We start from the raw sequence: 22,979 nt of genomic DNA, 5'->3' as shown, positions 1-22,979 counted from the left end.
GTCAGAATCCGGAGAGTGTCCAGCGCGCTCTCCGGATTCTCAGTCCCGGCCGACGCCGTGGTGCTCGACCTCGTCGCCGCCGACGATGCCGTGCAGTGCGAGCACCACCATCGCCACGACGAGCAGCAGCAGACCGAGCATCGCGAGGGTGAGGACCAACCTCCGGCGCGGACTGATCACGTTCTGCCCGCGACCGGTCAGCGCGGACAGGTCGCCGGCGAGCTGGTGACGCGCCGCAGTGAGCACGGGACGCCAGCCGGTGGCGGACTCTTGCAGCGGCGGGAGATCGGCGATGATCGCGTCGAGTTCGTGACGGAAGCGGGCGGTGTAGATCTCCGCGAGCCGCTCCTCGACCTCCTCCAAGGAGAGCCGTCCTTCACCAGCCGCCCGGTGCACCACCGCGCTCGCTCGCTCGCGTTCCTCGTCGGAACACCGCAGCGCACTCGCCGGGCTCACCGGGTCGGTCCCGGTAGTTGTCTTCGTTTCTTGTGTAGTAATGGTGTGTCCTCACTTTCGGTGGGTCGCCAAACGCGAGATTATGAGCACGAGAGCGTGAAGTCAGCCAAATCCCGGTTAGAGAATGGTAAGAAAACTTTCGCCGGTACGTGTTCCGGAGTAATCGTTAAGTTTTGGTGAGAAGATTCGGAATCGTAAATTCCGGGTGAATTCGCTTTTTCGCGACGATCAGTCTTCGGGTTTGAGGAGTTCCCGAAGGAGCTTTTCGTCCTGTTCGCTCAGCGCGCTGACGAACCGGGAGAGGACCGGGGCGTGGTCGGCTTCGGAATCGAGGATCCGGCTCATGCGCCAGGCCACCAGGGTCGGCGGGTCGCTGACCGCGGCGTACCGGAAGGCCCGTCCGTTGCGTTCGCGGGTGACCACGCCCTTTTCGTGCAGGCGGGTCAGGGTGGTGACCACCGCGCTGTAGGACAGCTTGCGTCCGGCCGGTAGCCGTTCGAGGACCTCGCCGGGGTTGAGCGCGATGGCCGATTCGCCCAGGATGCCGAGGATCTCCGCGGCGAGCGCGCCGGGCTTGCGGCGCGACTGCTTGTCGTCCGGCGGATCACTCTGCATCACCGGGGAAGCTTACCCAAGCGGGTACCGTCCGAGGCGGGTCGGTTCAGCGCTTGGTGGTGGGAGAGATTCGGTGTTCGATCATTTCGCCTGGTCAGTCGTGGTCGCTCCGCTGATCGTCGTGCTGGCGACGTGGGCACTGGGCGGCCGGTTGCGGCCGGATTTCGCCGCGTGGGCGTTCGCCTGGTCGGCGGCCGCGGCGGCGGCGGCCAGCACGCTCAACCTGTTGGTCTTCGCGCTCAAGGCGCTGGCCGAGATCCCGGTCGTGGCCGCGCTCGGCGGCTGGTCTCATGACACCGTGATCGCCGACACCGTGCACGTGCCCTGGGTTTCGTGGCTCTCCCTGGGATGGCTGGTGTTCATTGCCGGAGCGGTCCTGATCGCGCTGCGGCGCCATGTGCGCGCGATGCGTGCCGCCCGCCGGGAGGCCGGACTCCTGGGGGCGGGGCAGGACGTGGTGATCCTCGCCGACGACCGGATCGACGCGTTCGCCGTGCCGGGGCGGCCCGGTCGGATCGTCGTCACCAGCGGCATGCGCGAGGTCCTCGACGAGCCGCAGTATGCGGCTCTCGTCGCGCACGAACGCGCGCACCTGGACCGTAACCACCACGTGCTGGTGTGGATCACCAACATGGCCGCCGTCGCGCATCCCGTCTTCAGGCCGGTGGCGCGCAAGGTCGAGTACCTGGTCGAGCGGGCCGCGGACGAAGCCGCAGCGGACGAGCTCGGTGATCGCCGGGGAGTGGCGATGGCGATCGGGGGCGCTGCGCTCGCGGCCTCGGCGTCCGCCCGTTCCGGCGGGGTGGCGGTCCGGACACCGGGCACGCTGATGGCGCTGGGATCGGCTCCCGGAGTGGTGCCGCACCGGGTGAAGGCGTTGCTCAAGCCCGGTCGCCGGGCACGCTGGCAGGTCGTCGTGCCTGTCCTGCTCGCCGCCAGCAGTGTCGTCTGGACCGGAGAATGTGTGTATGACCTGCTGGAACTGCTCGCGTTGGCGCGGGGGCCACTGGGCTGATCGAGGTGCTCTGACCCACACGGGCTTCCGGGTTAGGTTAGCGTAAGCTACCTTCTACAGCGGTGTAGAAGATTCAAGCATGATCCTGACCGGTTCAACCCTGCGGAGAAGAGGACTCGATGCGTTTGTCGAGGCGGACAATGGCGGCGACAGCAGGACTCGCTGTCGCGATGACGATCTCCGCGTGTGGTGGCGGTGGCTCCGCGGCACCGGCCGACGGCGGTGGGGGAGCACCCCAGGACCCGGGCTCGGTGACACTGTACAACGCCCAGCACGAGGATCTGGTCAAGGCAATGGTCGAGGGCTTCACCAAGGAGACCGGGATCAAGGTCAACCTCCGGCAGGGCAAGGACTTCGAGCTCGCGAACCAGATCGTCCAGGAGGGCGCCGCGTCCCCCGCGGACGTGTTCCTCACCGAGAACTCGCCCGCGATGAGCCTCGTTGACGGCAAGGGCCTGTTCTCGAAGGTCGACGACGCGGCGGTGGCGCAGGTGCCCGCGCAGTTCGTGCCGTCGAGCCGGAACTGGGTCGGTTTCGCAGCACGGTCGACAGTACTGGCCTACAACGCGAAGGCCGCGCCCGCGGCGTCACTGCCCACCTCGCTGATGGACCTGGCGCAGCCGCAGTGGAAGGACAAGGTCGGCATCGCCGCGGCCGGCGCGGACTTCCAGGCCATCGTCAGCGCCGTGCTCGAGACCAAGGGCGAAACGGCCACGCAGCAGTGGCTCGCCGGGCTGAAGACCAACGCGAAGGTCTTCTCCGGCAACGGCGCGATCCTCAAGGCGGTCAACGCCGGGGAGATCCAGACCGGCGTGATCTACCACTACTACTGGTCCAAGGACCGGGCCGAGTCGGGCGCCAACAGCGCCAACACCGAGCTGAAGTTCTTCGCGGGCAAGGACCCCGGCGGCTTCGTCAGCGTCTCCGGCGCCGGCGTGGTGAAGGCGGGTAAAAACCAGGCGCAGGGACAGCAGCTGGTCAAGTACCTCACCGCCAAGAGCGGTCAGCAGATCCTCGCCGACAGCACCGCGCTCGAATACGCGATCGGCAAGGACGTCACGCCGAACCCGAAACTGAAGCCACTGACCGAACTCGACCCACCCACGGTCGACATCGCCAAGCTCAACGGCCCAAAGGTGGTCGAGCTGATGCAGTCGGCCGGCCTGATCTGAGCTGAGCCGAGTTGTCCGTCCGAACAGACCGGACCGCGGTCGCCCCACCCAGAGACCGCGGCCCGGCGCCGGCCGCCGTCACTCCGCGGCGACACCGTAACCGGCCGCATTATCCGGTCACGGTGCTGATCCCGGCCGTCCTCGTCGCGCTGCTCGCGGTGATACCACTGGGTTTCGTCTTCGACGCGGCTCTTAGCTCGGGCTGGGCAGAGGCGCGGCGGCTGCTGATCCGGCCTCGTACCGGGGAACTGCTGTGGAACACCACCAGGCTGACCGCCGGATGTGTGGTGCTGTGCGCGATCCTCGGCACCGGCGCGGCGTGGCTCGTCGAACGCTCGACGGTGCCGGGTCGCCGGATCTGGAACGTGCTCATGGTGGCGCCGTTGGCGATCCCGGCCTTCGTCAACAGCTACGGCTGGGTGTCGCTGATCCCCTCCGCGAGTGGTTACACGGGGGCGTTGATCATCGTGACGCTGTCGTACTTCCCGTTCGTCTACCTCCCGGTCGCCGCGTCCTTGCGCGGGCTCGATCCCGCGCTCGAAGAGACCGCGTACGCACTCGGTCACGGCACTTGGCGCACCTTCCGGCGTGTGGTGCTTCCCCAGCTGCGCCCGGCACTCCTGGGCGGTTGCCTATTGGTGGCGCTGCATCTGCTGGCGGAGTTCGGCGCGCTGCAGATGCTGCGGTTCCCCACCTTCACCACCGCGATCTACGACCAGTACCAGTCTTCGTACAACGGCCCGGCCGCGAACATGCTTGCCGGTGTCCTGATCCTGTGCTGTCTTCTGTTGCTGCTGGCCGAATTGAAGCTGCGGGGACGGGGGCGGTACGCCCGGATCGGAGCCGGTTCGGCCCGACTCGTCACCCGGGTGAAACTGCGCCTGCTCACTGTGCCTATTCTCGTCGCGTTCAGTCTGTTGGCGCTCCTGGCGCTCGCGGTTCCCTTGGGCAGCCTCGGTTATTGGCTCGTCCAGGGCCGTTCGATCGACTTCTCCGCCCCCGACCTGTTGTCGGCCGCGGCGACGTCGATCGGGCTCGGCGCGGCCGCCGCGGTCGTCACCGTCGTGCTCGCGATCCCGGTGGCATGGCTGTGCGTCCGCCACCGCGGCCGGTTGAGCACGGTGCTGGAGCGCAGCACCTACTTCGGCAACGCGCTGCCGGGCATCGTGGTCGCGCTCGCCCTGGTCACCGTCGGGATCCGGCTGGTCCCGGCCATCTACCAGACGACGACGCTGCTGATCGCCGCGTACGCGATCCTGTTCCTGCCGCGGGCCGTGGTCAACGTCCGCGCGGCTCTCGCGCAGGCACCGCCGGTGCTCGACGACGTCTCCCACAGCCTCGGGCTCAGCCGGTTCGGCACGCTCCGGCGCGTCACGCTGCCGTTGATCGCGCCTGGCCTCGGGGCGGGCGCGGCGCTGGTGTTCATCGCGGTGATGACCGAGCTGACGGCGACGTTGTTGTTGTCTCCCATCGGAACCCAGACGCTCGCGACGCATTTCTGGAGCAACAGCGACAGCATCGCCTACGCGACGGCTGCCCCATACGCGGCGGTGATGGTGCTCATCTCCGCGCCGGCCACGTATCTGCTCACCCGTCAAGCCAGAAGGGCCACACGAGGATGACCGCGCTGACCGTCCAGGGGGTCACCAAGTCCTTCGACAGCACCCGCGTGCTCGACGGCGTCGACCTGCACGTCCCAGAACGGAGCCTCACCGCGGTCCTCGGACCCTCCGGCTGCGGCAAGACGACCCTGCTGCGGCTCATCGCGGGCTTCGCCGACCCCGACTCCGGGTCCATCGACTTCGGCGATCAACCGATGTTCACCACGAAACGGTCTATGCCGCCGCAACACCGCCGAGTGGGGTATGTGCCGCAGGAAGGCGCGCTGTTCCCGCATTTGACGGTGTCGGCCAACATCGTTTTCGGCCTCTCCCGTGGGGCACGCCGGAACGAAACCAGACTGCGCGAACTCCTGGACCTCGTCGGCCTGGACACGGCCGTCGCCGGGCGGTATCCACACGAGCTTTCCGGTGGGCAGCAGCAACGTGTCGCGCTGGCCCGTGCCCTCGCCCCCGAACCGGCGATCGTGTTGCTCGACGAACCGTTCTCCTCGCTCGACGCCGGGCTGCGGGAGGAGACCGGTCGCGCGGTCGCCGCGGCCATCCGCCATACCGGAGCGACCGCGGTCCTGGTGACCCACGATCAGTCCGAAGCACTGTCGCTGGCGGACCAGGTGGCCGTCATGCGCGAAGGACACCTCGTCCAGCTCGGCACCCCGGTCACGGTCTACCGCAGCCCGCACGATCCCGGTGTGGCGAGTTTCGTCGGCGACGCCGTGCTTCTGCCCGCCGAGATCCGTGACGGCCGGGCCTTCTGCGCGCTCGGCGATCTGGCTGTCCGCAACGACATACCGGGGGGCCCCGCTCAGGTACTCGTCCGCCCCGAGCAGATCCGCCTGCACACGAGTACTCATCTGTCCGGAGTGGACGCAGTGGTCGAGGACGTCAGCTACTACGGCCACGACGCGTCAGCGCGCCTGATGTTGCTGCCGGACGGCCCTTTGGTGACTGTCCGCCTCCTTGGTGTCGACCTCCCTTCACCCGGCACCGCGGCCCGGCTCACCGTCACCGGCGACACTCTCGCCTTCCCGACAGCCTGAAGTGCCACCAAGGCCACCATGGTCGCGTTCAACGCGACCATGGTGGCCTTGGTGGCGTCAGGAGGCGAGGGCCGCCGTGCGGTGACGGCGTGGTGGTAGAGGTCGCCGAAGACGTCGAGAGTGTGGTCGATCCCGTGCCCGGCAATAATGTGATGAGCGATCTGGCTGGGGCGCTCTGGGGGAATATGTGGCCGGGAGCACCAAGCAGGCTGCGCTCTCGTTGGTCAGCTATCTGCTGGGGTTGCCCAGCCTGGTCTCGTTCGTGCTGGTCCGCACCGGCGGACTGGTGTCACAACGACTGGTGACCCGCGGCGTGTCGCGCAGGGCGTGCTGGGTGTGCTCGCGACGATCATCGCGGGACTGGCGATGCTCCTGCTTGGCCAGGCACCAGCAGGCATCCTCCTCCTGGTGGTGATGACCCTCGGGTTTCCGCGTTCAGCCTGCAGATCCCACTGAGCGCCGCCTCGATCGCCGACGTCGTCAGCGCGGTCACCGACGTGACCGACCCCCGCGCGGGACGCTGAGGGCAACCTCCCGCCACCTCGGTCTCGGGCGCATGGGCGGTGGCAACGACCGCCCATGCGGAGACAGGGGGAAATGCCCACCGGCCGCCGGTGACCAGCGGACAAGGGGCTCTGGCGCGCGGGTTGACGAGGACGCGGGAATAATGATCAGCGTGACACCAGAGCCCACTCCCGCCCCAACGCCCGGCTGGACTCACCGCCATCGCGACGTCTCCGGCGGCTGGCTACGGCCTACTGTGTTCGGCGCCGTCGACGGGCTGGTCACCAACGCCGCGCTGATCGCCGGAGTCGGCGGCGGTGGCGTCGCGCCGCACACCATCGTGCTCACCGGTCTCGCCGGGCTGGTCGCGGGCGCGTTCTCCATGGGCGCCGGGGAGTACGTCTCGGTCACCAATCAGAACGAGCTCGTCCACGCCGAGGTCGCTCTCGAAGCCGACATGCACGCCCGCTTCCCTGAGCAGGAACACGACGAACTCGTCGACCGGTTCACCTCCTACGGCGCCGACACTGACACTGCTCGCCGCATGGCCGAGGCGATAGCGCGCGATCCGGAGCAGGCGCTGCGGCTGCACACCCGCGACGAGCTCGGCGTCGACCCGCACGACCTGCCCTCGGCGCTACTCGCTGGCGGCGCATCGTTCGTCGCGTTCTCCCTGGGTGCGCTGCTGCCCCTGCTGCCCTACCTGCTCGGCGCGCGCACCCTGATCTTGTCTCTCGTGCTTACTGCCGTCGCGCTGCTCGCTGGCGGGATGGCCGTCGGCAAGCTCACCGGACGGCCCTTGCTGCACTCCGGGCTGCGCCAGCTCGTCCTGGGTGCACTCGCCGTCGCGGTCACCTTCGGCCTCGGTCAGCTCATCGGCGCACCCGTCAGCTGAAGACCGGCGAATTCTCACTCGCACTGTCCGTAGCACGAGCGCTCCTCGGCAAGTGAAGCATGTCCAACCGGCACCGCAACCAGCCCATCAGTGGTTTGGTGCGGCGGTCTTTGTTGTAGATCTTTTGGTGGATCAGTCGATGAGGCGGTCGACCAGGTCGAATGTGGGGTAGGGCTGGTTTTGGTCCCCGAAGTGGCCGCCGTCTCGGATGATTTGGGTGCCGCCGACTCGGTCGAGCATCGCGCGGCCCTGGTGGTCGTCGCAGCCGTAGGGGTCGTTGCGGGAGTTGATGAAGTAGATGTCCCGGACGTGTGCGGTGATCGCAGCCCAGTTGTATTCGTCCTGCAAGACGGGTTCTTCGCTGGTGTTGGGCTTTGTGGAGTAGCCGGCGACGAGGATGGCCTGGCGGACGGTGGTGTCGATGTGCTGGAGGACGGCGAGCAGCAGGGCGGCTCCGCCGGAGTGGCCTACCAGGACGGTGTTCTCGTCGAAGGTGTGGTTGGCCAGCACCTTCGGCAGGAACGTGGTGATCGGTTCGACGTTGAGGGTGGGGTAGTGCGGGGCTTCCACGGTGTAGCCGCGTTTGGTCAGCTGCTGACGTAGCCAGGGGAGCCACACAACGTCCGGGTGGGCGCCGGTTCCGTGGAAGATGATGGCCTTGCGGTTCATGTCGTCGCCTTTCGGTGGTCCGAAGTCCGGGGCGGTTTCAGGGAGGAGTTGGGTGGCCGGTCAGTGTGGCGAAAAACGTTCGGAGGTCGTTCAGCCACAAGTCGGGCGCGTCGTGGGGTGTGGTCGGGCCGTAGGAGACGTGGTTGTCGAACAGGTCGCGGTAGTCGGCCACGTACGTGCGTCGCGGCCGGACACCAGCGCTTCCCGGGTCGCACCGGTCACCGGTGAACCCGTCCGGATCTCCACTCCCGCCGAACGCGCGATGTCCGCCAGCGATCGGTGCAACGAGCGGCGGTGGCAGCAGTACATGTCACGCTTGACGCGCTGAGACTCCACGGTCCGGCCCAGTTCGCCGTGTATGGACCAGTACCCGACGCGCGCCGCGTCGGGGACAGTGCTTTCGAGCGCACCGATCCGGGTGAGCACTTCGATGCCTGTGGGCCTCACGGTGATGCCCGCCCCGATCTCCCGCAACCTGGACGACCGCTCGTGCACGGTCACCCGCCACCCACGTTGACCGAGTACCGTCGCCAAGGCCTCCGCTCACGTCGGGACTCCTCCTGCTGTACGTATGCGCCGGGGAACACCGGCGGGCAGCCGGTCTCGACCTCGCCCGGAGCGCAGCCGTCTCGTGCTCCACCACCGTGCTCTAGATCGATACCGCTGGTGACCACCGGCAGGAGCGAACTCAGGGTCAGCTGGCCTGGTCGGTGAGCAGGCCAGCCTTGTGCGCGACGATGGCTGCCTGCACTCGGTTGGTGCACCCCAGTTGGGTCAGTACCCGGCTCAGGTGCGCCTTCACCGTGCCTGTGCCGAGATACAATTGGGCCGCGATTTCCGCGTTCGAAGCTCCCGTGCCCACCAGCCGGAGCACGTCTCGCTCGGTCGGAGTCAACTCTCGCACTCGTTTGCGCACGTCTTCACCGGCATTGTCGGACATCAGATGTCGCTGCACCAGTCTGTGGGTGATTTGCGGTGCCAGCACAGACGTGCCCCGTGCGGCGGTGTGTACCGCGTGCACCAGGTCGGTGGGCCCGGTGTCTTTGAGGAGGAACCCGATCGCGCCCGCGCGCATCGCCTCCGCCACGTAGCGGTCCTCGCCGAATGTCGTGAGCACCACGACGTTGGTCCGTGGGCTCAGGCGCGCGATTTCACCGGTGGCGACGAGACCGTCGCCGCCGGGCATGCGGATGTCCAGTAACGCCACATCCACGTCGTGTTCCTGGCACGCGCGCACCGCCGCGGGGCCGCTGTCCGCCTCTGCCACCACGTCCACATCGGGGGCGTTGGCCAGGATCAGGCCTATCCTGGTACGCATGAGGGCCTCGTCGTCGGCGATGAGCACGCGGATCACCCGGCTCACTTTACGGTGAGCAGCACAACCAGTCCACCGATCGCGGTGACCAGCACGGTCCCCACCAGCAGCCCCACACAGCCGATGCCCAGGATACGCGGGAGGGTCAGTACGTTGGCGTTGCTCAGCGGCGGCGGTTCCACGCCCACGCCGATGTAGTCCGGCGCAGGAAGCTCAGGCACGGCCGGTGGGTTGCGAGGCACGTCCAACCGCAACGCGAACCCGCCTGCTTCCGGTGCCGCGGTGACGGTGCCGCCTACCAGCGCTGCCCGTTCACTCAGCCCGGCAAGCCCACGCCCGGTGCCGAGGAGCTTGCCCGGTGTCCGCGCCGGGCCGTTGGTCACCGCCACCTGGATCCGGTCTTGTCCGGCGTCGACCACGACGGCGGTATCGGCCGTCACGGCGTGCCGATGTACGTTGGTCAGTCCTTCCCGGACGGCCCGGTGTACCGCTCGCCGAGTCCGCACATCGACACCGGACAGGTCGTCCCCAGTCCACTCCAGACGCGCTTCGATGCCCGCCTCGCGGGAGTGCTCGACCAGTGCCGTCACGTCGGCCCGGGTACCGGTCAGATCGACGTCCTCGGCGTCCCCGTCATCAGGCACTCCGAGCACGACGAGAATTTGCCTCAGTTCGTCCAGCGCGGTATGCGCGGCCGTGCGAAGCAGTTCCGCCTGTGCACTGATCTGCGGCGCACTGGTCGCGGTCCCGTATTCCAAAGCCCCGGCGTGCACCGAGATCAGGCTGAGGCGGTGGCCGAGCAGATCGTGCATCTCCCCGGCGATCCGGGTTCGTTCCTGAGCGCGGGCGTTCGCGGCCGTGAGCATCGTGGCACGCTCCAGGTACTCGTTGCGCTCGCGCAACAACCGCGTCAGTGGCCGCCGCCCGCCCAGCAGCGCGCCGGCCAGCGCGGGCAGGCCGAGCAGCATCACCGACACCGCGCCTTGCAGCATGACGAGCGGGCCCATCGATTCCGCGCTGGAGTCCAGCAGCACGTTCAGCGCCGTCGTCGCCACGATGGCCGAGGCCGTGACGAGCAGTAACCGCCCGGCCGGGCGGACCCGGCGACCAGCCGAGACCGCGGTGATCACCACGCCGACCAGCCCCCCGAGTGACCAGGCGGCATAGACCAGTGCGGAACCGAGGAAGGCGAACTCCGGCCGGCGATGGCGTGCCAGCACGAGCGCCGCGCTCGCGGCCGTGGCGAGCACCGCCACGACGGTGTTCGAGGTGACCAGCCACGGTGACACCGCACCCGCAACGACGACCAGCGCTGCGAACACCTTGTCCCGACGCGGAATCCGCCGGATCGCGGCGGCGGTGTCGTCGAGCCATCGGTGCACGGTGTCTCCAGATCGTCTCGGGGCACTCATTGTTCCCGGTCCGGTTGATCATTGGCCAATGCCGGTCGGTCGGTTCGTGGTGTCCGATCGGCCATGATCTGCTGGCCGATCGGGTGCAGCGCCGGACCGGTTGGCTTTCGTAGTGTCGGTGGGGCCGACGCCGCAACGAGGAGGACTCCGTGACCAACGGCAGTACTACGACCGTCACACCATCGCGGGAGGTGGTGAAGGTGCTGACCGCCGCCGTGCGCCGCGCCGCCAAGCTGCAGTTCTCCGCGGTGGGCACCGAGAACCTGCTCATCGCCCTTGCCGACACTGGCGGTGCCGGCAGCGTGCTCGGCCGGCGTGCGTTGCGCGCGAAGGGTGCCGCCCGCGGCACGGCGCACTGGGCGGACAACGACACCGCTTCGGACAGTCCGCCCGACGCTGACGTTACGGCCCTCCTGCGCGATGCCAACGACGCTGCCTGCCAGGAGCCCGCCCCGCCGGAGACCGGGGCGCTGCGTAAGTGTCTTCGCGAGGCGGTCGCGGAGGCCGGTGACGGCGTGCTGACCACGACCGACCTCGCGCTGGCGCTTCTGCGCGCGCCGTCCGGGCGGGCCGCCGAACTGTTCACCGTGAATCGGCTGGACATCGAGGAGACCATGGCGGCCGTGTGTGCGGCGGCGAAACCGGAGGACACGCCGGCCGTGTGGCTGCTCCGCAAAGCCGGTGCCCTGCACGGTGACAAGGGTGGTGGCTATGTGCGCTGGCTGACCCGGCTCATCGCCCGCGGAAGCGACCTCGGCGGTCCGATGCTGCTGGCCGTCCGCAACGAGGCCGGCCGGCACGCGGTACGGGCCGGTCGGCCCGACGCCACCGCCGTCGATCTTGTGGCGGCTGTGCTGACGCTGGACGACCAACTCACCGGCGCCGGGTACCGGCTCCGGCCCGAGTACGAGTCCGGGGGCGCGGCAGCACTACGCGCCGCGGGAGTGGAACCCGCGGCGCTGACGGCAACGGATATCACCCCGTCAGGCGGGGAAATCACCAAGGCGATAGCAGGGGCCACACTCGTCGCGGCCCACTATGGAGACGAAGTCGTGGGAACGACCCACCTGATCATGGCTCAACTCGACGACCCGGCCGACCCCATCGGGCCCGCCCTGTGCCGGCTCGGCGTGAACACGGCCGCGCTGCGCGCAGCGCTGGCTGACCAGTTGGCCGTGCGAAAGCCGCGGGCCGACAGCCTGTAGTCTCGGAAATCGATCAGGAAAGCGAGTCGGCATGCACCTCGCCAGCACCCGCATTATCGACGACGCCTATTACGGCGAACTGAAGATCTGCCTCAGCGCCGAGCGTGGCGTGGTCGAGGTCTCCGGGGAGCAGATTCCCACGGTCATCATCGAGCGTTCTTCGGATGCGGTGCTGAACAAGTTCGTGCCGATCGGCACCAGGGAAGCCGCCCATTTGACCGTGTCCGTCGACGGTATTGAGGACGATCTGCGACTTGGCCCCGGAAAATTGACCCGTGGCTCGTATCGGGTCGAGTTGACTTTCGCCGGAGCACACTACAAATTCATGCCGGACTCCGCCGATGCCACGCAACTCTGGCGCGACGGCGCCAAGATCGCCTCGTTCTCCTTGGACGATGCCGACGGCACATTCGTCGTGCATTGGCAGACCGGCCGCGACGATTCGCAGCCCGCCGACGCCGCTCTCGGATACGCTCTGTCGGCGGCCTTCCGCACCGGCGCCACGGGGATCTTCTCGCTGCTTTTGAACGGCTCCGAAAATGTACCGTGGCACTGACGTCAGAACCGGATCCGGATTGTCTGCTGTTGGTGGACCCGAATCTGGGTGGTGGGCTGGGAGAACTGTGTCAATGGGTGGCGAATTCCAGACTTCGGCAAACTCGTCGACAGTGGACTGGCCGGCCATGGTGAGAGCGCCGCGCGCCAGGAAGGATCCAGCGTGGACGGTGCAGGACGTTTCGAGTCACGCAGCGACAGATCGCATCGCCGAGCTGGCCGGCGATGCGATCTGTCGAGGGTTGGGTAGCTCACCGCCATCATTCGAGAGGCTGACCGACCTGCGCGACCAGATCACCATGCCCAGCACCGACACCCTGAACTGAGAGCCAAGGACATGACCGAAGGACAGGTACCGCCCGGAACCGAGATGGCCTCCAACTGCCTGGAGCAGGAAACCGATCTGCTGCGCTACCGGGTCTGGTTGGAGAGTGTCGATGAGGGGATCAGGCGGGTGCACTCTGTTCACGCGGGCTCGATAGCGGCGGCCTTGGTGAAGGTCCGTGAAGCGGACTGGTGGCCGAGTAGCGGGTCCGGTAGTGACCCCAGCAGGTTTCGGATGGTGGAGGTATCCGAGGAGAGTGCCTCCGGCGAGGCTCTACACCAGAGAAACGCGCGCCGGCGATACCTCGATACCATCGTGGAAGCTGGCCTGTCGGCGCTGGGTAAGACCGTTCCCGATCGCTCAGATGACGAGTTCTTCGACGTCTTGTGCGATTTCTTCACCCGGACCATCGTTCTGCCGGGGCGCGTCGCCTTTCCTTCGGGGGATACGGAGGCCGACCGTCTGATGAGGTCCGACGAGTCCAAGGTCCTGGTCCAGCTCCTGGCAACTCACCTCTCCCATCACGGCTTGAAAGTGGCACGAATTCTTCCGGAGTAGGCGCCGCCCTGGTCCCGATGAGGTTGAAGGCCACGCTGGCGACGCAGGTTCGGTTGAGTTGCTGATTGGCAAGTAGCTCACGATAGAGTCGGTACACGATGAGCCGTGCAGAAAGTGCTTGCGGGGGCCCGCGTAACTCCGGGATTCAGATTACGTCGTGTACCCTCCAGCGAGACCAGTGTTTCGAGGATTCGCCGCCAAGTGGCCTGGTTCGCTAAAGCGAGTATGGATTTCGGTGTGGCGCAGCCACGCCAGCGCGCGTTGAATCCGCACTTGCGCTGAGGCCATAGGCCGGCATGGCCGCTGCGCCGATCGTGCAGGTAAAGCGGCTCAGGCGGAGGGCTTGCAGGAGCGGGCGCCGACTGCGAACCCGTCCTGCTCCGTCTTGGCGTATTTGATGCCGGTATTAAGTACACAGTGGACAGTCAGTCCGGTGGCCGTGGTGGTTGCCAATCAAGTCGACGACGACTGGTGGTTTTCAACGGTCGGCCGCGCCAGTCGATGGTGATCATGCACACCGATTATCGTCGACCACTCTCAACGTTCACCACGACCATCTCGACCGTGGCGCTTGTCGGTTTCCACTGCGACCAGGACTGCCGCAACGGCGCACCTATGACTACGTCCGTTACGGCATTACCGTCCTATTCGCCGCGCTGGTGGTCGCCACGGCAATATCACCGGGGACGCCTGCTATCCACGCCACAGCAAGGTCGACTTCCTCGCGTTCCCGAAGGAGGTCGCCAAGGCCCATCCGCGCGAGGTACTGGCCAACCTGCCAGGGATTCCCGCTTTCCCTGCAGGGCACCCTTTCGGACGGTTCTCACGAGCCGAGCGACGGCACAGTGATGACGGGTAGGAGCAGGCGTCGGTTTGTCGATCGTGGCGGTGGTGATCGAAGCGCACCGCGCAGCCAAGCCTCGTCGAAGCGGCACCAGAACACGGACACCAGTAGCGCCGGTAAAGCGAGTCCGTGCAGAGCCCACCAATATGTCCTGGCTGCCAGGGAGCTGGCGAAGTCGCGCCCGACGTTCACCTGATGGAGAAACCCGAGTGCGAACGTGAGGTAGGTGCAGAGGTGCACGAATGCCAGGTTTCGTAGCGGACTCTTCGCCGGGCTTGCCGGGCGGAGATCCCGGTGGCCAGAAGCACCAGCGCGACTGCGGCTTTGAGCACGTCTTGCGGGTCGAAGAGCAGGATGCGCACTTCGGATAGTGTCGAGCCGCGGTCTTGGGCGGTGTACCCGAACACGATGAGCACCACGTGCGCCTGTAGCAGCCACAGCACCCTAGAACCCTGCCCGCCGATGCCACCGGGTCAGCCGGCCCACCTTCAGCCGTCGTTCCAGCCACGGAATCCGCGCGATCAGGACCAGTTGCAGCGCGAGCACCAGCGCCCCATAGAGGCCGGTCAGACGTGCTGTCGCCATCAGCAGCGCCGCCTGGTTCCCGACCCCGCCACCGAGCACGAACAGTGCGGTTGTCCAGGTGATGTCCAGCGTCAGCAGTGCGACCAGCGACCGGTTCGCCGTCGAGGCATTGGGGTGTCCGCGATCCGTTCGCATCCTGTCGGTCTCGCGGCGCATTCTGGGAAGAAATGCGAATCAGGTGCCGTTGCGACCTGCTGGGGGGCTTCCTGAAGGAAGGACTGCTAGCAGTCACCCGGGGGTTCGTTGCAGTTCTCAGCACCGGTTGCCTGATGGAGCAGGTTGTACAGCGCCTCACGCTGCGCGTCGTCGAGCGCGCTGAGCACCTCGTTTTCGGCCGCGGCGAGCGCGCACTCGGCTTTGTGGAGCCGCTGGAGACCGTTCGCGGTGAGCTCCACGACATGGCGGCGGCGGTCTTCGGGAGAGCGCCGCCGCTCGATCAGCTGCTCGGCCTCCAGTTCGTTGAGCAGTCCGACGATATTGGTCCCGTCCATCATCAGTGTGGAGGACAGTGCCTGTTGTGTGCTGCCGTCACGGGCCCTGAGCACCGTGAGGGCCACCAGGTGGCGCTGGCGTAGCCCAAGTGGGGCCAGTACCGATTCCGCCCGCAGGCGCATGCGCCGCGCAAGGTGATCGAGTAGCGCACCTGTGCGATGTACCGGCTGGTCGGCGGGCAACGAAGCCATGCTCGTCACTTTACCTGAGGAACATATTATCTGTGTGTTATAAATGGCTTGTCTTGCACAAATGACTTGTGAAGGGTTAGCAACATGGCTCGTCTGCTGCACATCGACTCAAGCATCCAGGGCGATCGCTCCGTCAGTCGCAAGCTCACCGCCCGGGCGGCCGACGCATGGCGCGCCGCGCATCCCGGAGGCACCGTCACCTATCGTGACCTGGGCAAAGACCCACAGCCGCACCTGACTGAGGAGACCCTCCTGGCGCGGAGGCTGCCGCCCGAGCAGCACACCCCCGTCCAGGCCGCGTCGTGGGAGCTGACCGTGAAATTGGTCAGCGAGGTGAAGGAAGCCGACACGGTCCTGCTGGGGCTTCCGCTCTACAACTTCGCCGCGCCCAGCGGTGTGAAGTCCTGGGTCGACCATCTCCTCGCGCCCGGGCTGTCGGTCGACGCCGAGACGCAGGCCGGTTTGCTCGGAGGCCGTGAGTTCATCGTGCTTGCCTCACGTGGTGGCGGTTACAACAGGGGGACGCCCCGGGAAGGCTGGGACCACGCGGAGGCGTGGCTCCCGCACGGCGTGGCGGGGATGGGTCTGGAACCGCGGTTCATCACGGCCCAACTCACCCTCGCCGAGGTGAACCCCGCCATGGCGGAACTGATTCCCCTTGCCAAGGAGAGCCTCGCGCAGGCCGAGCGACAGATCGACGCTCTCTGGGCTCCGGTGTCCGCTCGGATCTGACGGCAACCCCGCCGGTCCGTCCCGAAGGTGGCGCCAGCCCCGTGCACGGCATCGCCGAACGAGAACACCGAGCGGGGGTCATACCGGATCTCTCGATCCTTGCCGGACTCACGATGAACGTCACCGGTGCGGGCGGGCGCTGTCGGATGGATCTCCGGGTGATCGACTTGATGAATCGGGGCGAATTCTCGATCCGCGCCGACGATGAGCATTCCCGCGCCCCGCGGCCCGGAGACGTGCGTCTGGTCCGTGACGGCGACGCCGCCGGGAGCGGGCTGCGTGCGCGACGTGGAGATGACATTGCGGCCCTACGACACCGTTGGCCATGCCGTTGCTATGCAGGCCATGTGGGACAAACTGCCTGCCAAACACGGCACTCGCTGAACGGGACCATCATCGTCTGCTGACCGCTGTCGGCTCAGCGCGCTCGTGGACCAGTTCCCGGTCGTAGCCGCGCAGGGTCAGCGGGAAGCTGAGCGGCAGCGGCAGCACGCCGTCGCCCTCGGCCGGAGCGGGTGCGGACGCCGCAGTCATGGCTGGAAAAGCCTTTCGGCGTTCGGCTCCGCGACCGTGGGGGTGGGACGGTAGGCGAGCAGTTGAGCTGCCAGCTCCTCCGGGCTGCCGCCCGCGCGGATCGCAGGCGGGTTCGGCAGGCCAACGGTCCGGTCGTCGCAGTACAGCGCGTTGACGAACCGCGCGACTCTTTTGGGTGAGGGCGTGATTGTCGGGCCGCCCAGGTAGGCGAGGACGAGCAGGTCTTCGCCGGAGTGGGTTTCCTTGGCGATGGCCCAGCCATGCTCCTCGTCCCACAGCAGGGCGACGTCGCGGTCGGGGCAGTGGGGCAGCCGGGTGTCGAGGGCGAGGTAGGCCGAGACGGGGGTGTCGTGGTCGATGGTGGCCGATTCCAGTCCCACCCCGAGTTCGTCGCCCACCGCGCGTAGGTAGCTGCGCAGCGCGCGAATGGCGATGTGCTGATGGAGCGAGATGTCGAGCGACGCGGTCACTGCTGAGCGAACCTTTCTGCCAGACGGGGCGGAGAGTGGGCGGGGGCCGGAGAGCCGCGGTCGAATGGGCCCCCGCCCACGGCGGAGTGCCGCGCCGTCGGTGCTACGTGCCGAGAAGGGAGCACGGCGGCGCGGCAAGGATGGTTTCGTGTGACTCAAGGCCGATACGCATCACCTGCCTCTGTTTGTCCTGGCTGTGGTGTCCCGGCGGTCAGGCCTCGATTTCCCTGGGCTCGCCGCCGGTGGTGCCGATGGCGATACGGCGCGGCCGGGCCTTCTCGGCGACCGGGATGCGCACGGTGAGGACACCGGCGTCGTAGTCAGCCTTGATGTGCTCGGTATCGAGGGTGTCGCCGAGGAATAGCTGGCGGGAGAACACGCCCAGCGGCCGTTCAGAGACCTGCGTTTGGACGTCGTCGCCGCTGGGCAGCGGGCGCCGCTCGGCCTTGACAGTCAGCACGTTGCGCTGGATGTCCAGCTCGATCGCGGCGGGGTCCACGCCGGGCAGGTCGAAGCAGACCACGAACTCGTCGCCGGCGCGGTAGGCGTCGATCGGCATCGCCGCCGGCCTCGACCAAGTCCCCGGCATGTCACCGAACACCTGCTTGGTCAGCCGGTCGAACTCGCGGAACGGGTCGGTGCGCATCAACATCGGGTTCCACCTCCTGTTGCCATGTCTCTGGTGTCAACACGCACGTTCATTATAGAATGTCATCGCATCGATGACAAGAAGTCTGTCGTCAGGAGGATGACACACGTGGACGACGACCCGATCACAACTCTCGGCGACATCCGCGCCGTGGTCGTCGCCGCCCGCGACGGTGTCACGGAGCGCGAGAAGCTGCTGCACGCGCTGGCCGCATTGCGCGTGCTGCGCGACGAACTCAGTGCATGGGAACCGGAACTGATCAGCGCGGCCCGCTCGAACGGCATCAGCTGGACCGCGCTGGCCCCGGCACTCGGGGTGGCCAGCAGGCAGGCCGCCGAGCGGCGCTACCTGCGGCTGCAGCCATCCGACACCGGCGAGACCACCGGTGAAGGCCGGGTCGACGCGCGGCGAGACAAACGCGCCGGCGATCGCGCTGTCGCGGAGTGGGCGCGCCGCAACGCCGGGTCCCTGCGGAAACTGGCCGGTCAGGTGAGCGCCCTCGACGGGCTCGGTGCCACGGCGCAGAACAGCGCCGACCGAGTCGGCGACGCACTTGGCACCGACAACCCCGCGGACCTGCTCAGCCCGCTCGCCGCGACCCACCCGCACGTGGTCGAACACCACCAGGGACTCGCCGACCAGCTGACGGCCATCGCCGAGCACACCGACCGGCTTCGCCGCGACGCCGCCAACCAGCGCCGCACCCAGCGCTGACCTTCCCGCGGAACCCGTGCCGGATGCTGTGAAGGCCTCCTTACCGACACACAACGCCGGTAAGGAGGCCTTCACAGCCGTTCGGGAGTGCCCGGGCGAGTTCAGGCAGCTTGGCCGACCGTCCGATCGTGCCCAGTGCGCGCACCGTGTTCGTGCGCTGCCAGGCCGGCCACAGTGCCCAGCACAGCGACCAGGACGGTGGCGAAGCCCCAGGCAATACCACCCGTCGCCCAACCGGCGAGGTGGTCCAGGCTGAACCGACCGGGGCCGGTGAACGCCAGCGCCAGCGCCGAGCCGATCAGCACCAGCGGGTACTCATACCCGCCCGCGGTGTTCCACAGGCCGTGGCGACCATGAACGACCAGCGCCGCGTTGGCCAGCACCGCCATCAGCACCGCGGCCGCGAGCGGAGTCGCGAAGCCCAGCGCCAAAGCGAGACCGCCGAACAACTCCGCCACGCCGAGCAGCAGTGCGTACAGTCGCCCGGGCCGCCAGCCGAGCGACTCGAGGAAGCCCGCGGTGCCCGGCACGCCATGACCGCCGAACCAGCCGAACAGCTTCTGCGCGCCGTGACCGGCCATCAACAGCCCGACCACCAAACGAAGAAGCACCAGACCGATGTCCATGACAAGTCACCTCCCAATAGTGGAGCCATACTCTGTTGTCGATCACGTAGGCGGAGGAAACCCTTATGCCGCAAGAGCTTCCGCCTATTGTGAATCCGCTTCGCCGGCTACCCGGTCGGAAGCAGGTTTTGCCCGGCCCAATTCCGGCCGCGCGTCGGCCGCAGGGGCGACGTACGTTCCCAACCGGCGTCGGCGAGTACCCGCCGGTAGGCTCGCTCGTAGCCGGCGGCCATGGCGTCCGGGTGGAACCGGTGGAGCACGTCCGCGCGGCATGCGGCCGGGCTGATCCGGTCGACGGAGTTGATCGCGTCGGCCAGCTCGGCCGGTTCGTCGCACACCAGGCCGGTGCGGCCGTGAGTCACCACCTCGGGCACCGAGCCGCGCCGCAGGGCCACCACGGGCGTGCCGCAGGCCATGGCCTCGATCATGACCATGCCGAAGGGTTCTTCCCACTGGATCGGGAAAAGCAGGCAGCGCGCCTTGGCGAGCAGCTTCTTCTTCCGCTCACCGCCGACCTCTCCCAGCCACTCGACGTCGGGGCCGAGGCGGGGCTTGATCTCGGTCTCGAAGTAGGAGATCTCCGCCGGTTCGCTGCACTTGGCAGCCAGCACGATGTTCCGGCCGGCCTCGCGGGCGACGTCGATCGCGAGGTGCATGCCCTTGTCCGGCGTGCAGCGGCCGAGGAAGAGGACCCAGTCCTCTTTGTCCTCGTGGAACGGGAAGCCGCCGACGTCGATCGCGTTGTGTACCGTCGCGAACCAGTTGAGGTCCGGCGCGATGCGGCGCTGCGCGTCCGAGATCGCGACGAGCCGGACGCCGTCGCCGAGCCGGCGGTAGTACTCGCCGGACTCACCACCGACCGGGCCGTGCACCGTGACCACAGTCGGGACCTCGCGGCCGCGGGCGAGCAGTGGACCGGCCAGCGAGTGGTCGTGGACGATGTCGACGTCCAGCTCATCCAGGATCCGGCCGGCCGCCGCCGCGTGCAGTATCTCGGGCATCGGCTCCCCGAGGCGCGCGCCCTGCGGGGTGTCGTAGGTGCGCCGGAACCGCCCGCGGGTTCCGTTGTGTCCCACGCCGATGACGGTCACCTCGTGTCCGCGCGCGACCAGCGCGTCGACGAGGTCGGCACAAACCGCCTCGACGCCTCCGTAACCCTGCGGGGGCAGTTCGAACCACGGTGGCGCGACCATGGCGATCCGAAGCGGGTGGTTACTCACAGTTCCTCCTCTCAGTCGCAGGGGCACGCCTGCCGTACCACCTGCACACCCTCTGGTAAACCGTCCACTCGCGACTGTCCATCATGGACGTCGATGGAAACGCTCGCGCCGGCGAGCGGCACGTCACGCAGGCGCAGCGCGCCGAATCGCTGCGGCAGCGCGGGATCGAGCCGGACCCGGCCGTGCGGCAGGCACGGCTCGGCCCGCAGCAGCACCCGCAGCAGCTCGACCGGGGTGGCCGCGGCCCAGGCCTGCGGTGAGCAGGCCGTCGGATAGGGCACCGGGCGCGGGTACTCGGACCGGTCGAAGCCGCACATCAGCTCGGGCAGCCGACCGTCGAACTCCGCCGCGGCGTCCAGCACCGCGCAGGCGACCCGCTGGGCGTGGTCGACGAAGCCGTACCGCATCAGCCCGGCCGCGATGATCCCGTTGTCGTGCGGCCACACCGAGCCGTTGTGGTAGCTCACCGGGTTGTACGCGCCCATGGTGGTCGCCAGGGTGCGCACGCCCCAGCCGCTGAACATCTCCGGGGACAGCAGTCGATCCGCGACGGCGGCTGCCTTGTCGTCGTCCACGATGCCGGTCCACAGCAGGTGGCCCATGTTGGACGCGAGCGAGTCGATGGGCCGCTTGTCCCGGTCCAGCCCGAGCGCGTACCAGCCGCGCTCGGGCAGCCAGAACCGCTCGTTGAACGCCCGCTTGAACCGCGCGGCCCGCTCCCGCCAGTGCTGCGCGCCTGCGGCGTCACCGGCATCGTCGGCCAGCAGCGCGCGGGCGAGGTAGGCGGCGTAGACGTAGCCCTGCACCTCGCACAACGCGATCGGGGCCTGCGCGATCCGGCCGTCGGCGAAGGTGACTCCATCCCAGGAGTCCTTCCAGCCCTGGTTGACCAGACCGCGGTCGGTGGCGCGCCGGTACTCGACGAACCCGTCGCCGTCGACGTCGCCATACCGCTCGATCCACGCGAGGGCCGCGTCGGCGTGCGGCAGCAGCGCGTGCACCTGTTCGCGGTCCACGCCCCACCGGCGCAGCTCGCCGAGCAGCATCACGAACAGCGGCGACGCGTCGACGGTGCCGTAGTACACATTGCCGCCGAGCAAGGGCGACGCGTCGCCGAAGCGCAGTTCATGCGGGATGCGCCCCGGCTCCTCCTCGGTGACCGGATCGACTCGCTTTCCCTGGTAGCGCGCGAGAGTCTGCGCGGTGCCGAGCGCCAGCGAGGGATCCAGCGGGATCGTCATCAGCGACGTGATGATCGAGTCGCGCCCGAACAGGGCCATGAACCACGGCGCTCCCGCGGCCACGGCCGCCCGGTCCGGCCGGTCGGGATCGAAGATCCGCAGGGCGCCAAGGTCGCTGCGGCTGCGCGCGAGCGTGTGCCGCAGCGCGTCGTCGTCCGCGATCAGGCCTGGTCCTGTTTCCCGCCATTCGGTCGAGCGCAGCGCCGCACCGGTCTGCTCCACCGGCCGGTCCTGCGGGAAGGACTGCGGGGACTCCTTGCCATCCACCACGGGGGAGACCTGCACAGTGGTCCGCCAGGTGCCGCGTGCCGGGACGACCGCCCGGAAGGTGATCGTGTCCGCGGAGGTGACGGCGCCCTCGGCGACGATGTGCACCTCGCGGTCCTGGTCCCGCCCGCGCCGCGCCAGCCGCAGCCGGCCGTCGCCGTGCTCGATGCTGTGGTGGCCGTGGCGTCGGATCTTGCCCTGCTTCACCTCGAACAGATCGGCGAAATCCGCCCCGACCCGGATGGCCAGCGTGCACGCGGCGGCCTCGGGGCCAAGGTTGCGCAGCACGATGTCCTCGCGCATGCCGGCGTCGACGAACCGCTGGCGCTCGACGAGCAGTGTGCTGTCGGCCAGCCCGGCCCGAGGCCGGCCACGACCCAGGAACGTCGCGCGATACGGCGCTTCGGCCATCACCGCGAGTGGTTCGACGGGTTCGTCGTCGAGCCGGAGTTGCCATTCGGACAGGATGCGGGTGTCGCGGAAGAACAGCCCGTGCGGGGAACCCCGGTTGATGTCCCCGGTCTGCTCGCAGAGGCAGAACGACGAACCCTCCAGCAGGCTGACCGTGCCACCGCTGAGCCGGGCAGGTTCGCCGGCGAAGGTCCAACCGTCGGTCATCGATCATCCTTCCGTCGTGGATGCCGGCGGCGATGGCATCGGCCCGCTCGCCGGCGTGGTGGTCGGTATCGGCAGTGTGGTGGTGGTCGGCGCAGGCGGCGTGGAGACGGCGCTGGTCGGCGTCACCGACGTCGTCGGCACCGCGCTCGTCGTCGAGGTCGGTGGCGCCGGAACGGAGGCCGGTGCCCGCGAGTGCGCGCCGTGTCGCGGATCGATCAGCTGGACGATCGCCGGAGCGCTCGGTCTGGGCGTGCCGCGGATCGTGTCGGCGGTGGACCTGCCCAGCACCCGCTCCCCGAGCGTGATCACACCCATCGCCAGCGCGAACGCCACGACGGCCGTTATCGCGACCCGCCGCCACTGCGGCGGTGCGACGCGAATTCTGTCGTGGGTGCGGCGCAGGGCGTCCTCGTAGAGCGCCGCACCCGCCGTGCTCAGGCC

27 protein-coding genes are annotated in these 22,979 nt (G+C 68.1%); 13 read left to right on the top strand and 14 right to left on the bottom strand.

All coding sequences use genetic code 11. The features are described 5' to 3' along the window. Positions 1-39 precede the first annotated feature (39 nt). Together VGP60_RS11860 and VGP60_RS11855 are read right to left on the bottom strand one after the other, a co-directional pair. On the bottom strand, positions 40-456 hold the full coding sequence (locus tag VGP60_RS11860; RefSeq protein WP_327547998.1) for a DUF1707 domain-containing protein: 417 nt from the start codon (positions 454-456) through the stop codon (positions 40-42). A gap of 228 nt (positions 457-684) precedes the next feature. Then, the gene (locus VGP60_RS11855) at positions 685-1,071 is read right to left on the bottom strand and encodes a BlaI/MecI/CopY family transcriptional regulator (RefSeq protein ID WP_327548008.1); all 387 of its coding nucleotides are present in this window, start codon (positions 1,069-1,071) and stop codon (positions 685-687) included. A gap of 73 nt (positions 1,072-1,144) precedes the next feature. On the opposite strand from VGP60_RS11855, the gene VGP60_RS11850 reads away from it, so the two are divergent. The 5 genes from VGP60_RS11850 to VGP60_RS11830 all read left to right on the top strand — a co-directional run bounded on the left by VGP60_RS11850 (position 1,145) and on the right by VGP60_RS11830 (position 7,316). Continuing rightward, a complete protein-coding gene (locus VGP60_RS11850) occupies positions 1,145-2,086 on the top strand; it encodes a M56 family metallopeptidase (RefSeq protein WP_327547997.1) in 942 nt (313 codons plus the stop codon). Between the two features lie 140 nt (positions 2,087-2,226). Continuing rightward, positions 2,227-3,258 carry an iron ABC transporter substrate-binding protein gene (locus VGP60_RS11845; protein WP_327547996.1) on the top strand — a complete coding sequence of 344 codons (1,032 nt, stop codon included), beginning with the start codon at positions 2,227-2,229 and terminating at the stop codon, positions 3,256-3,258. Between the two features lie 122 nt (positions 3,259-3,380). Then, a complete protein-coding gene (locus tag VGP60_RS11840; protein WP_327547995.1) occupies positions 3,381-4,880 on the top strand; it encodes an iron ABC transporter permease in 1,500 nt (499 codons plus the stop codon). Then, a complete protein-coding gene (locus VGP60_RS11835) occupies positions 4,877-5,917 on the top strand; it encodes an ABC transporter ATP-binding protein (protein WP_327547994.1) in 1,041 nt (346 codons plus the stop codon). The genes VGP60_RS11840 and VGP60_RS11835 overlap by 4 nt, the downstream gene beginning before the upstream one ends. Before the next feature lie 676 nt (positions 5,918-6,593). Further along, positions 6,594-7,316 (top strand): VIT1/CCC1 transporter family protein, encoded by a 723-nt coding sequence (locus VGP60_RS11830; RefSeq protein WP_327547993.1) that lies wholly within the window; start codon positions 6,594-6,596, stop codon positions 7,314-7,316. A 132-nt stretch (positions 7,317-7,448) separates the two neighbouring features. On the opposite strand, the gene VGP60_RS11825 is transcribed toward VGP60_RS11830, so the two are convergent. Next, positions 7,449-7,985 carry an RBBP9/YdeN family alpha/beta hydrolase gene (locus VGP60_RS11825; protein ID WP_327547992.1) on the bottom strand — a complete coding sequence of 179 codons (537 nt, stop codon included), beginning with the start codon at positions 7,983-7,985 and terminating at the stop codon, positions 7,449-7,451. A 139-nt stretch (positions 7,986-8,124) separates the two neighbouring features. On the opposite strand from VGP60_RS11825, the gene VGP60_RS11820 reads away from it, so the two are divergent. Next, on the top strand, positions 8,125-8,313 hold the full coding sequence (locus tag VGP60_RS11820) for a hypothetical protein (protein WP_327547991.1): 189 nt from the start codon (positions 8,125-8,127) through the stop codon (positions 8,311-8,313). A 366-nt stretch (positions 8,314-8,679) separates the two neighbouring features. On the opposite strand, the gene VGP60_RS11815 is transcribed toward VGP60_RS11820, so the two are convergent. Further along, positions 8,680-9,339, bottom strand: coding sequence for a response regulator transcription factor (locus VGP60_RS11815; RefSeq protein WP_327547990.1), 660 nt, complete (start codon positions 9,337-9,339; stop codon positions 8,680-8,682). A gap of 5 nt (positions 9,340-9,344) precedes the next feature. Further along, positions 9,345-10,682: a sensor histidine kinase gene (locus VGP60_RS11810; protein ID WP_327547989.1), complete on the bottom strand. Its 1,338-nt coding sequence runs from the start codon at positions 10,680-10,682 to the stop codon at positions 9,345-9,347. Positions 10,683-10,861: 179 nt separating this feature from the next. On the opposite strand from VGP60_RS11810, the gene VGP60_RS11805 reads away from it, so the two are divergent. The 4 genes from VGP60_RS11805 to VGP60_RS11790 all read left to right on the top strand — a co-directional run bounded on the left by VGP60_RS11805 (position 10,862) and on the right by VGP60_RS11790 (position 13,355). Beyond that, positions 10,862-11,917, top strand: a complete 1,056-nt coding sequence (locus tag VGP60_RS11805) for a Clp protease N-terminal domain-containing protein (protein WP_327547988.1) — start codon at positions 10,862-10,864, stop codon at positions 11,915-11,917. A gap of 31 nt (positions 11,918-11,948) precedes the next feature. Next, positions 11,949-12,473 carry a hypothetical protein gene (locus tag VGP60_RS11800; protein WP_327547987.1) on the top strand — a complete coding sequence of 175 codons (525 nt, stop codon included), beginning with the start codon at positions 11,949-11,951 and terminating at the stop codon, positions 12,471-12,473. Positions 12,474-12,546: 73 nt separating this feature from the next. Next, positions 12,547-12,798 carry a hypothetical protein gene (locus VGP60_RS11795; protein ID WP_327547986.1) on the top strand — a complete coding sequence of 84 codons (252 nt, stop codon included), beginning with the start codon at positions 12,547-12,549 and terminating at the stop codon, positions 12,796-12,798. Positions 12,799-12,809: 11 nt separating this feature from the next. Continuing rightward, entirely contained in the window at positions 12,810-13,355 is a 546-nt protein-coding gene (locus VGP60_RS11790; RefSeq protein WP_327547985.1) for a hypothetical protein, read from the top strand. A 1,032-nt stretch (positions 13,356-14,387) separates the two neighbouring features. On the opposite strand, the gene VGP60_RS11785 is transcribed toward VGP60_RS11790, so the two are convergent. From VGP60_RS11785 to VGP60_RS11775, 3 genes are all read right to left on the bottom strand, one after another. Further along, the gene (locus VGP60_RS11785) at positions 14,388-14,642 is read right to left on the bottom strand and encodes a hypothetical protein (protein ID WP_327547984.1); all 255 of its coding nucleotides are present in this window, start codon (positions 14,640-14,642) and stop codon (positions 14,388-14,390) included. A gap of 1 nt (position 14,643) precedes the next feature. Beyond that, positions 14,644-14,919, bottom strand: a complete 276-nt coding sequence (locus VGP60_RS11780) for a hypothetical protein (RefSeq protein WP_327547983.1) — start codon at positions 14,917-14,919, stop codon at positions 14,644-14,646. Between the two features lie 86 nt (positions 14,920-15,005). Further along, on the bottom strand, positions 15,006-15,467 hold the full coding sequence (locus tag VGP60_RS11775; protein ID WP_327547982.1) for a MarR family winged helix-turn-helix transcriptional regulator: 462 nt from the start codon (positions 15,465-15,467) through the stop codon (positions 15,006-15,008). Between the two features lie 84 nt (positions 15,468-15,551). Between VGP60_RS11775 and VGP60_RS11770 the strand changes: the two genes are divergently transcribed. Further along, positions 15,552-16,199, top strand: coding sequence for an FMN-dependent NADH-azoreductase (locus tag VGP60_RS11770; RefSeq protein WP_327547981.1), 648 nt, complete (start codon positions 15,552-15,554; stop codon positions 16,197-16,199). 393 nt (positions 16,200-16,592) lie between these two features. Here VGP60_RS11770 and VGP60_RS11765 read toward each other — a convergent pair whose 3' ends face one another. From VGP60_RS11765 to VGP60_RS11755, 3 genes are all read right to left on the bottom strand, one after another. Continuing rightward, a complete protein-coding gene (locus tag VGP60_RS11765; protein WP_327547980.1) occupies positions 16,593-16,733 on the bottom strand; it encodes a hypothetical protein in 141 nt (46 codons plus the stop codon). After that, complete coding sequence (locus tag VGP60_RS11760; protein WP_327547979.1) at positions 16,730-17,203, bottom strand: DUF6292 family protein; 474 nt, start codon at positions 17,201-17,203, stop codon at positions 16,730-16,732. Before VGP60_RS11760 ends, VGP60_RS11765 begins: the two co-directional genes overlap by 4 nt. Positions 17,204-17,414: 211 nt before the next feature. Further along, the gene (locus VGP60_RS11755) at positions 17,415-17,855 is read right to left on the bottom strand and encodes an Hsp20/alpha crystallin family protein (protein ID WP_327547978.1); all 441 of its coding nucleotides are present in this window, start codon (positions 17,853-17,855) and stop codon (positions 17,415-17,417) included. Between the two features lie 96 nt (positions 17,856-17,951). Here VGP60_RS11755 and VGP60_RS11750 point away from each other — a divergent pair, with 96 nt between their 5' ends. Then, complete coding sequence (locus VGP60_RS11750; RefSeq protein ID WP_327547977.1) at positions 17,952-18,566, top strand: HSP18 transcriptional regulator; 615 nt, start codon at positions 17,952-17,954, stop codon at positions 18,564-18,566. A 101-nt stretch (positions 18,567-18,667) separates the two neighbouring features. Here VGP60_RS11750 and VGP60_RS11745 read toward each other — a convergent pair whose 3' ends face one another. The 3 genes from VGP60_RS11745 to VGP60_RS11735 form a co-directional block, all read right to left on the bottom strand. After that, on the bottom strand, positions 18,668-19,192 hold the full coding sequence (locus VGP60_RS11745) for a DoxX family protein (RefSeq protein ID WP_327547976.1): 525 nt from the start codon (positions 19,190-19,192) through the stop codon (positions 18,668-18,670). A gap of 107 nt (positions 19,193-19,299) precedes the next feature. Then, positions 19,300-20,385 (bottom strand): glycosyltransferase family 4 protein, encoded by a 1,086-nt coding sequence (locus VGP60_RS11740; protein WP_327548007.1) that lies wholly within the window; start codon positions 20,383-20,385, stop codon positions 19,300-19,302. Positions 20,386-20,423: 38 nt separating this feature from the next. After that, a complete protein-coding gene (locus VGP60_RS11735; RefSeq protein WP_327547975.1) occupies positions 20,424-22,538 on the bottom strand; it encodes a glycogen debranching N-terminal domain-containing protein in 2,115 nt (704 codons plus the stop codon). 16 nt (positions 22,539-22,554) lie between these two features. Between VGP60_RS11735 and VGP60_RS11730 the strand changes: the two genes are divergently transcribed. Next, the gene (locus tag VGP60_RS11730; protein ID WP_327547974.1) at positions 22,555-22,953 is read left to right on the top strand and encodes a hypothetical protein; all 399 of its coding nucleotides are present in this window, start codon (positions 22,555-22,557) and stop codon (positions 22,951-22,953) included. The last annotated feature ends 26 nt before the right edge of the window (positions 22,954-22,979 follow it).

Origin of the sequence: Amycolatopsis sp. (genome assembly GCF_036008905.1) — a bacterium.
Lineage (GTDB): Bacteria > Actinomycetota > Actinomycetes > Mycobacteriales > Pseudonocardiaceae > Amycolatopsis.
The sequence above is the reverse complement of the archived record's forward strand: the minus strand, read 5'-3'. Positions and strand labels throughout refer to the sequence as shown.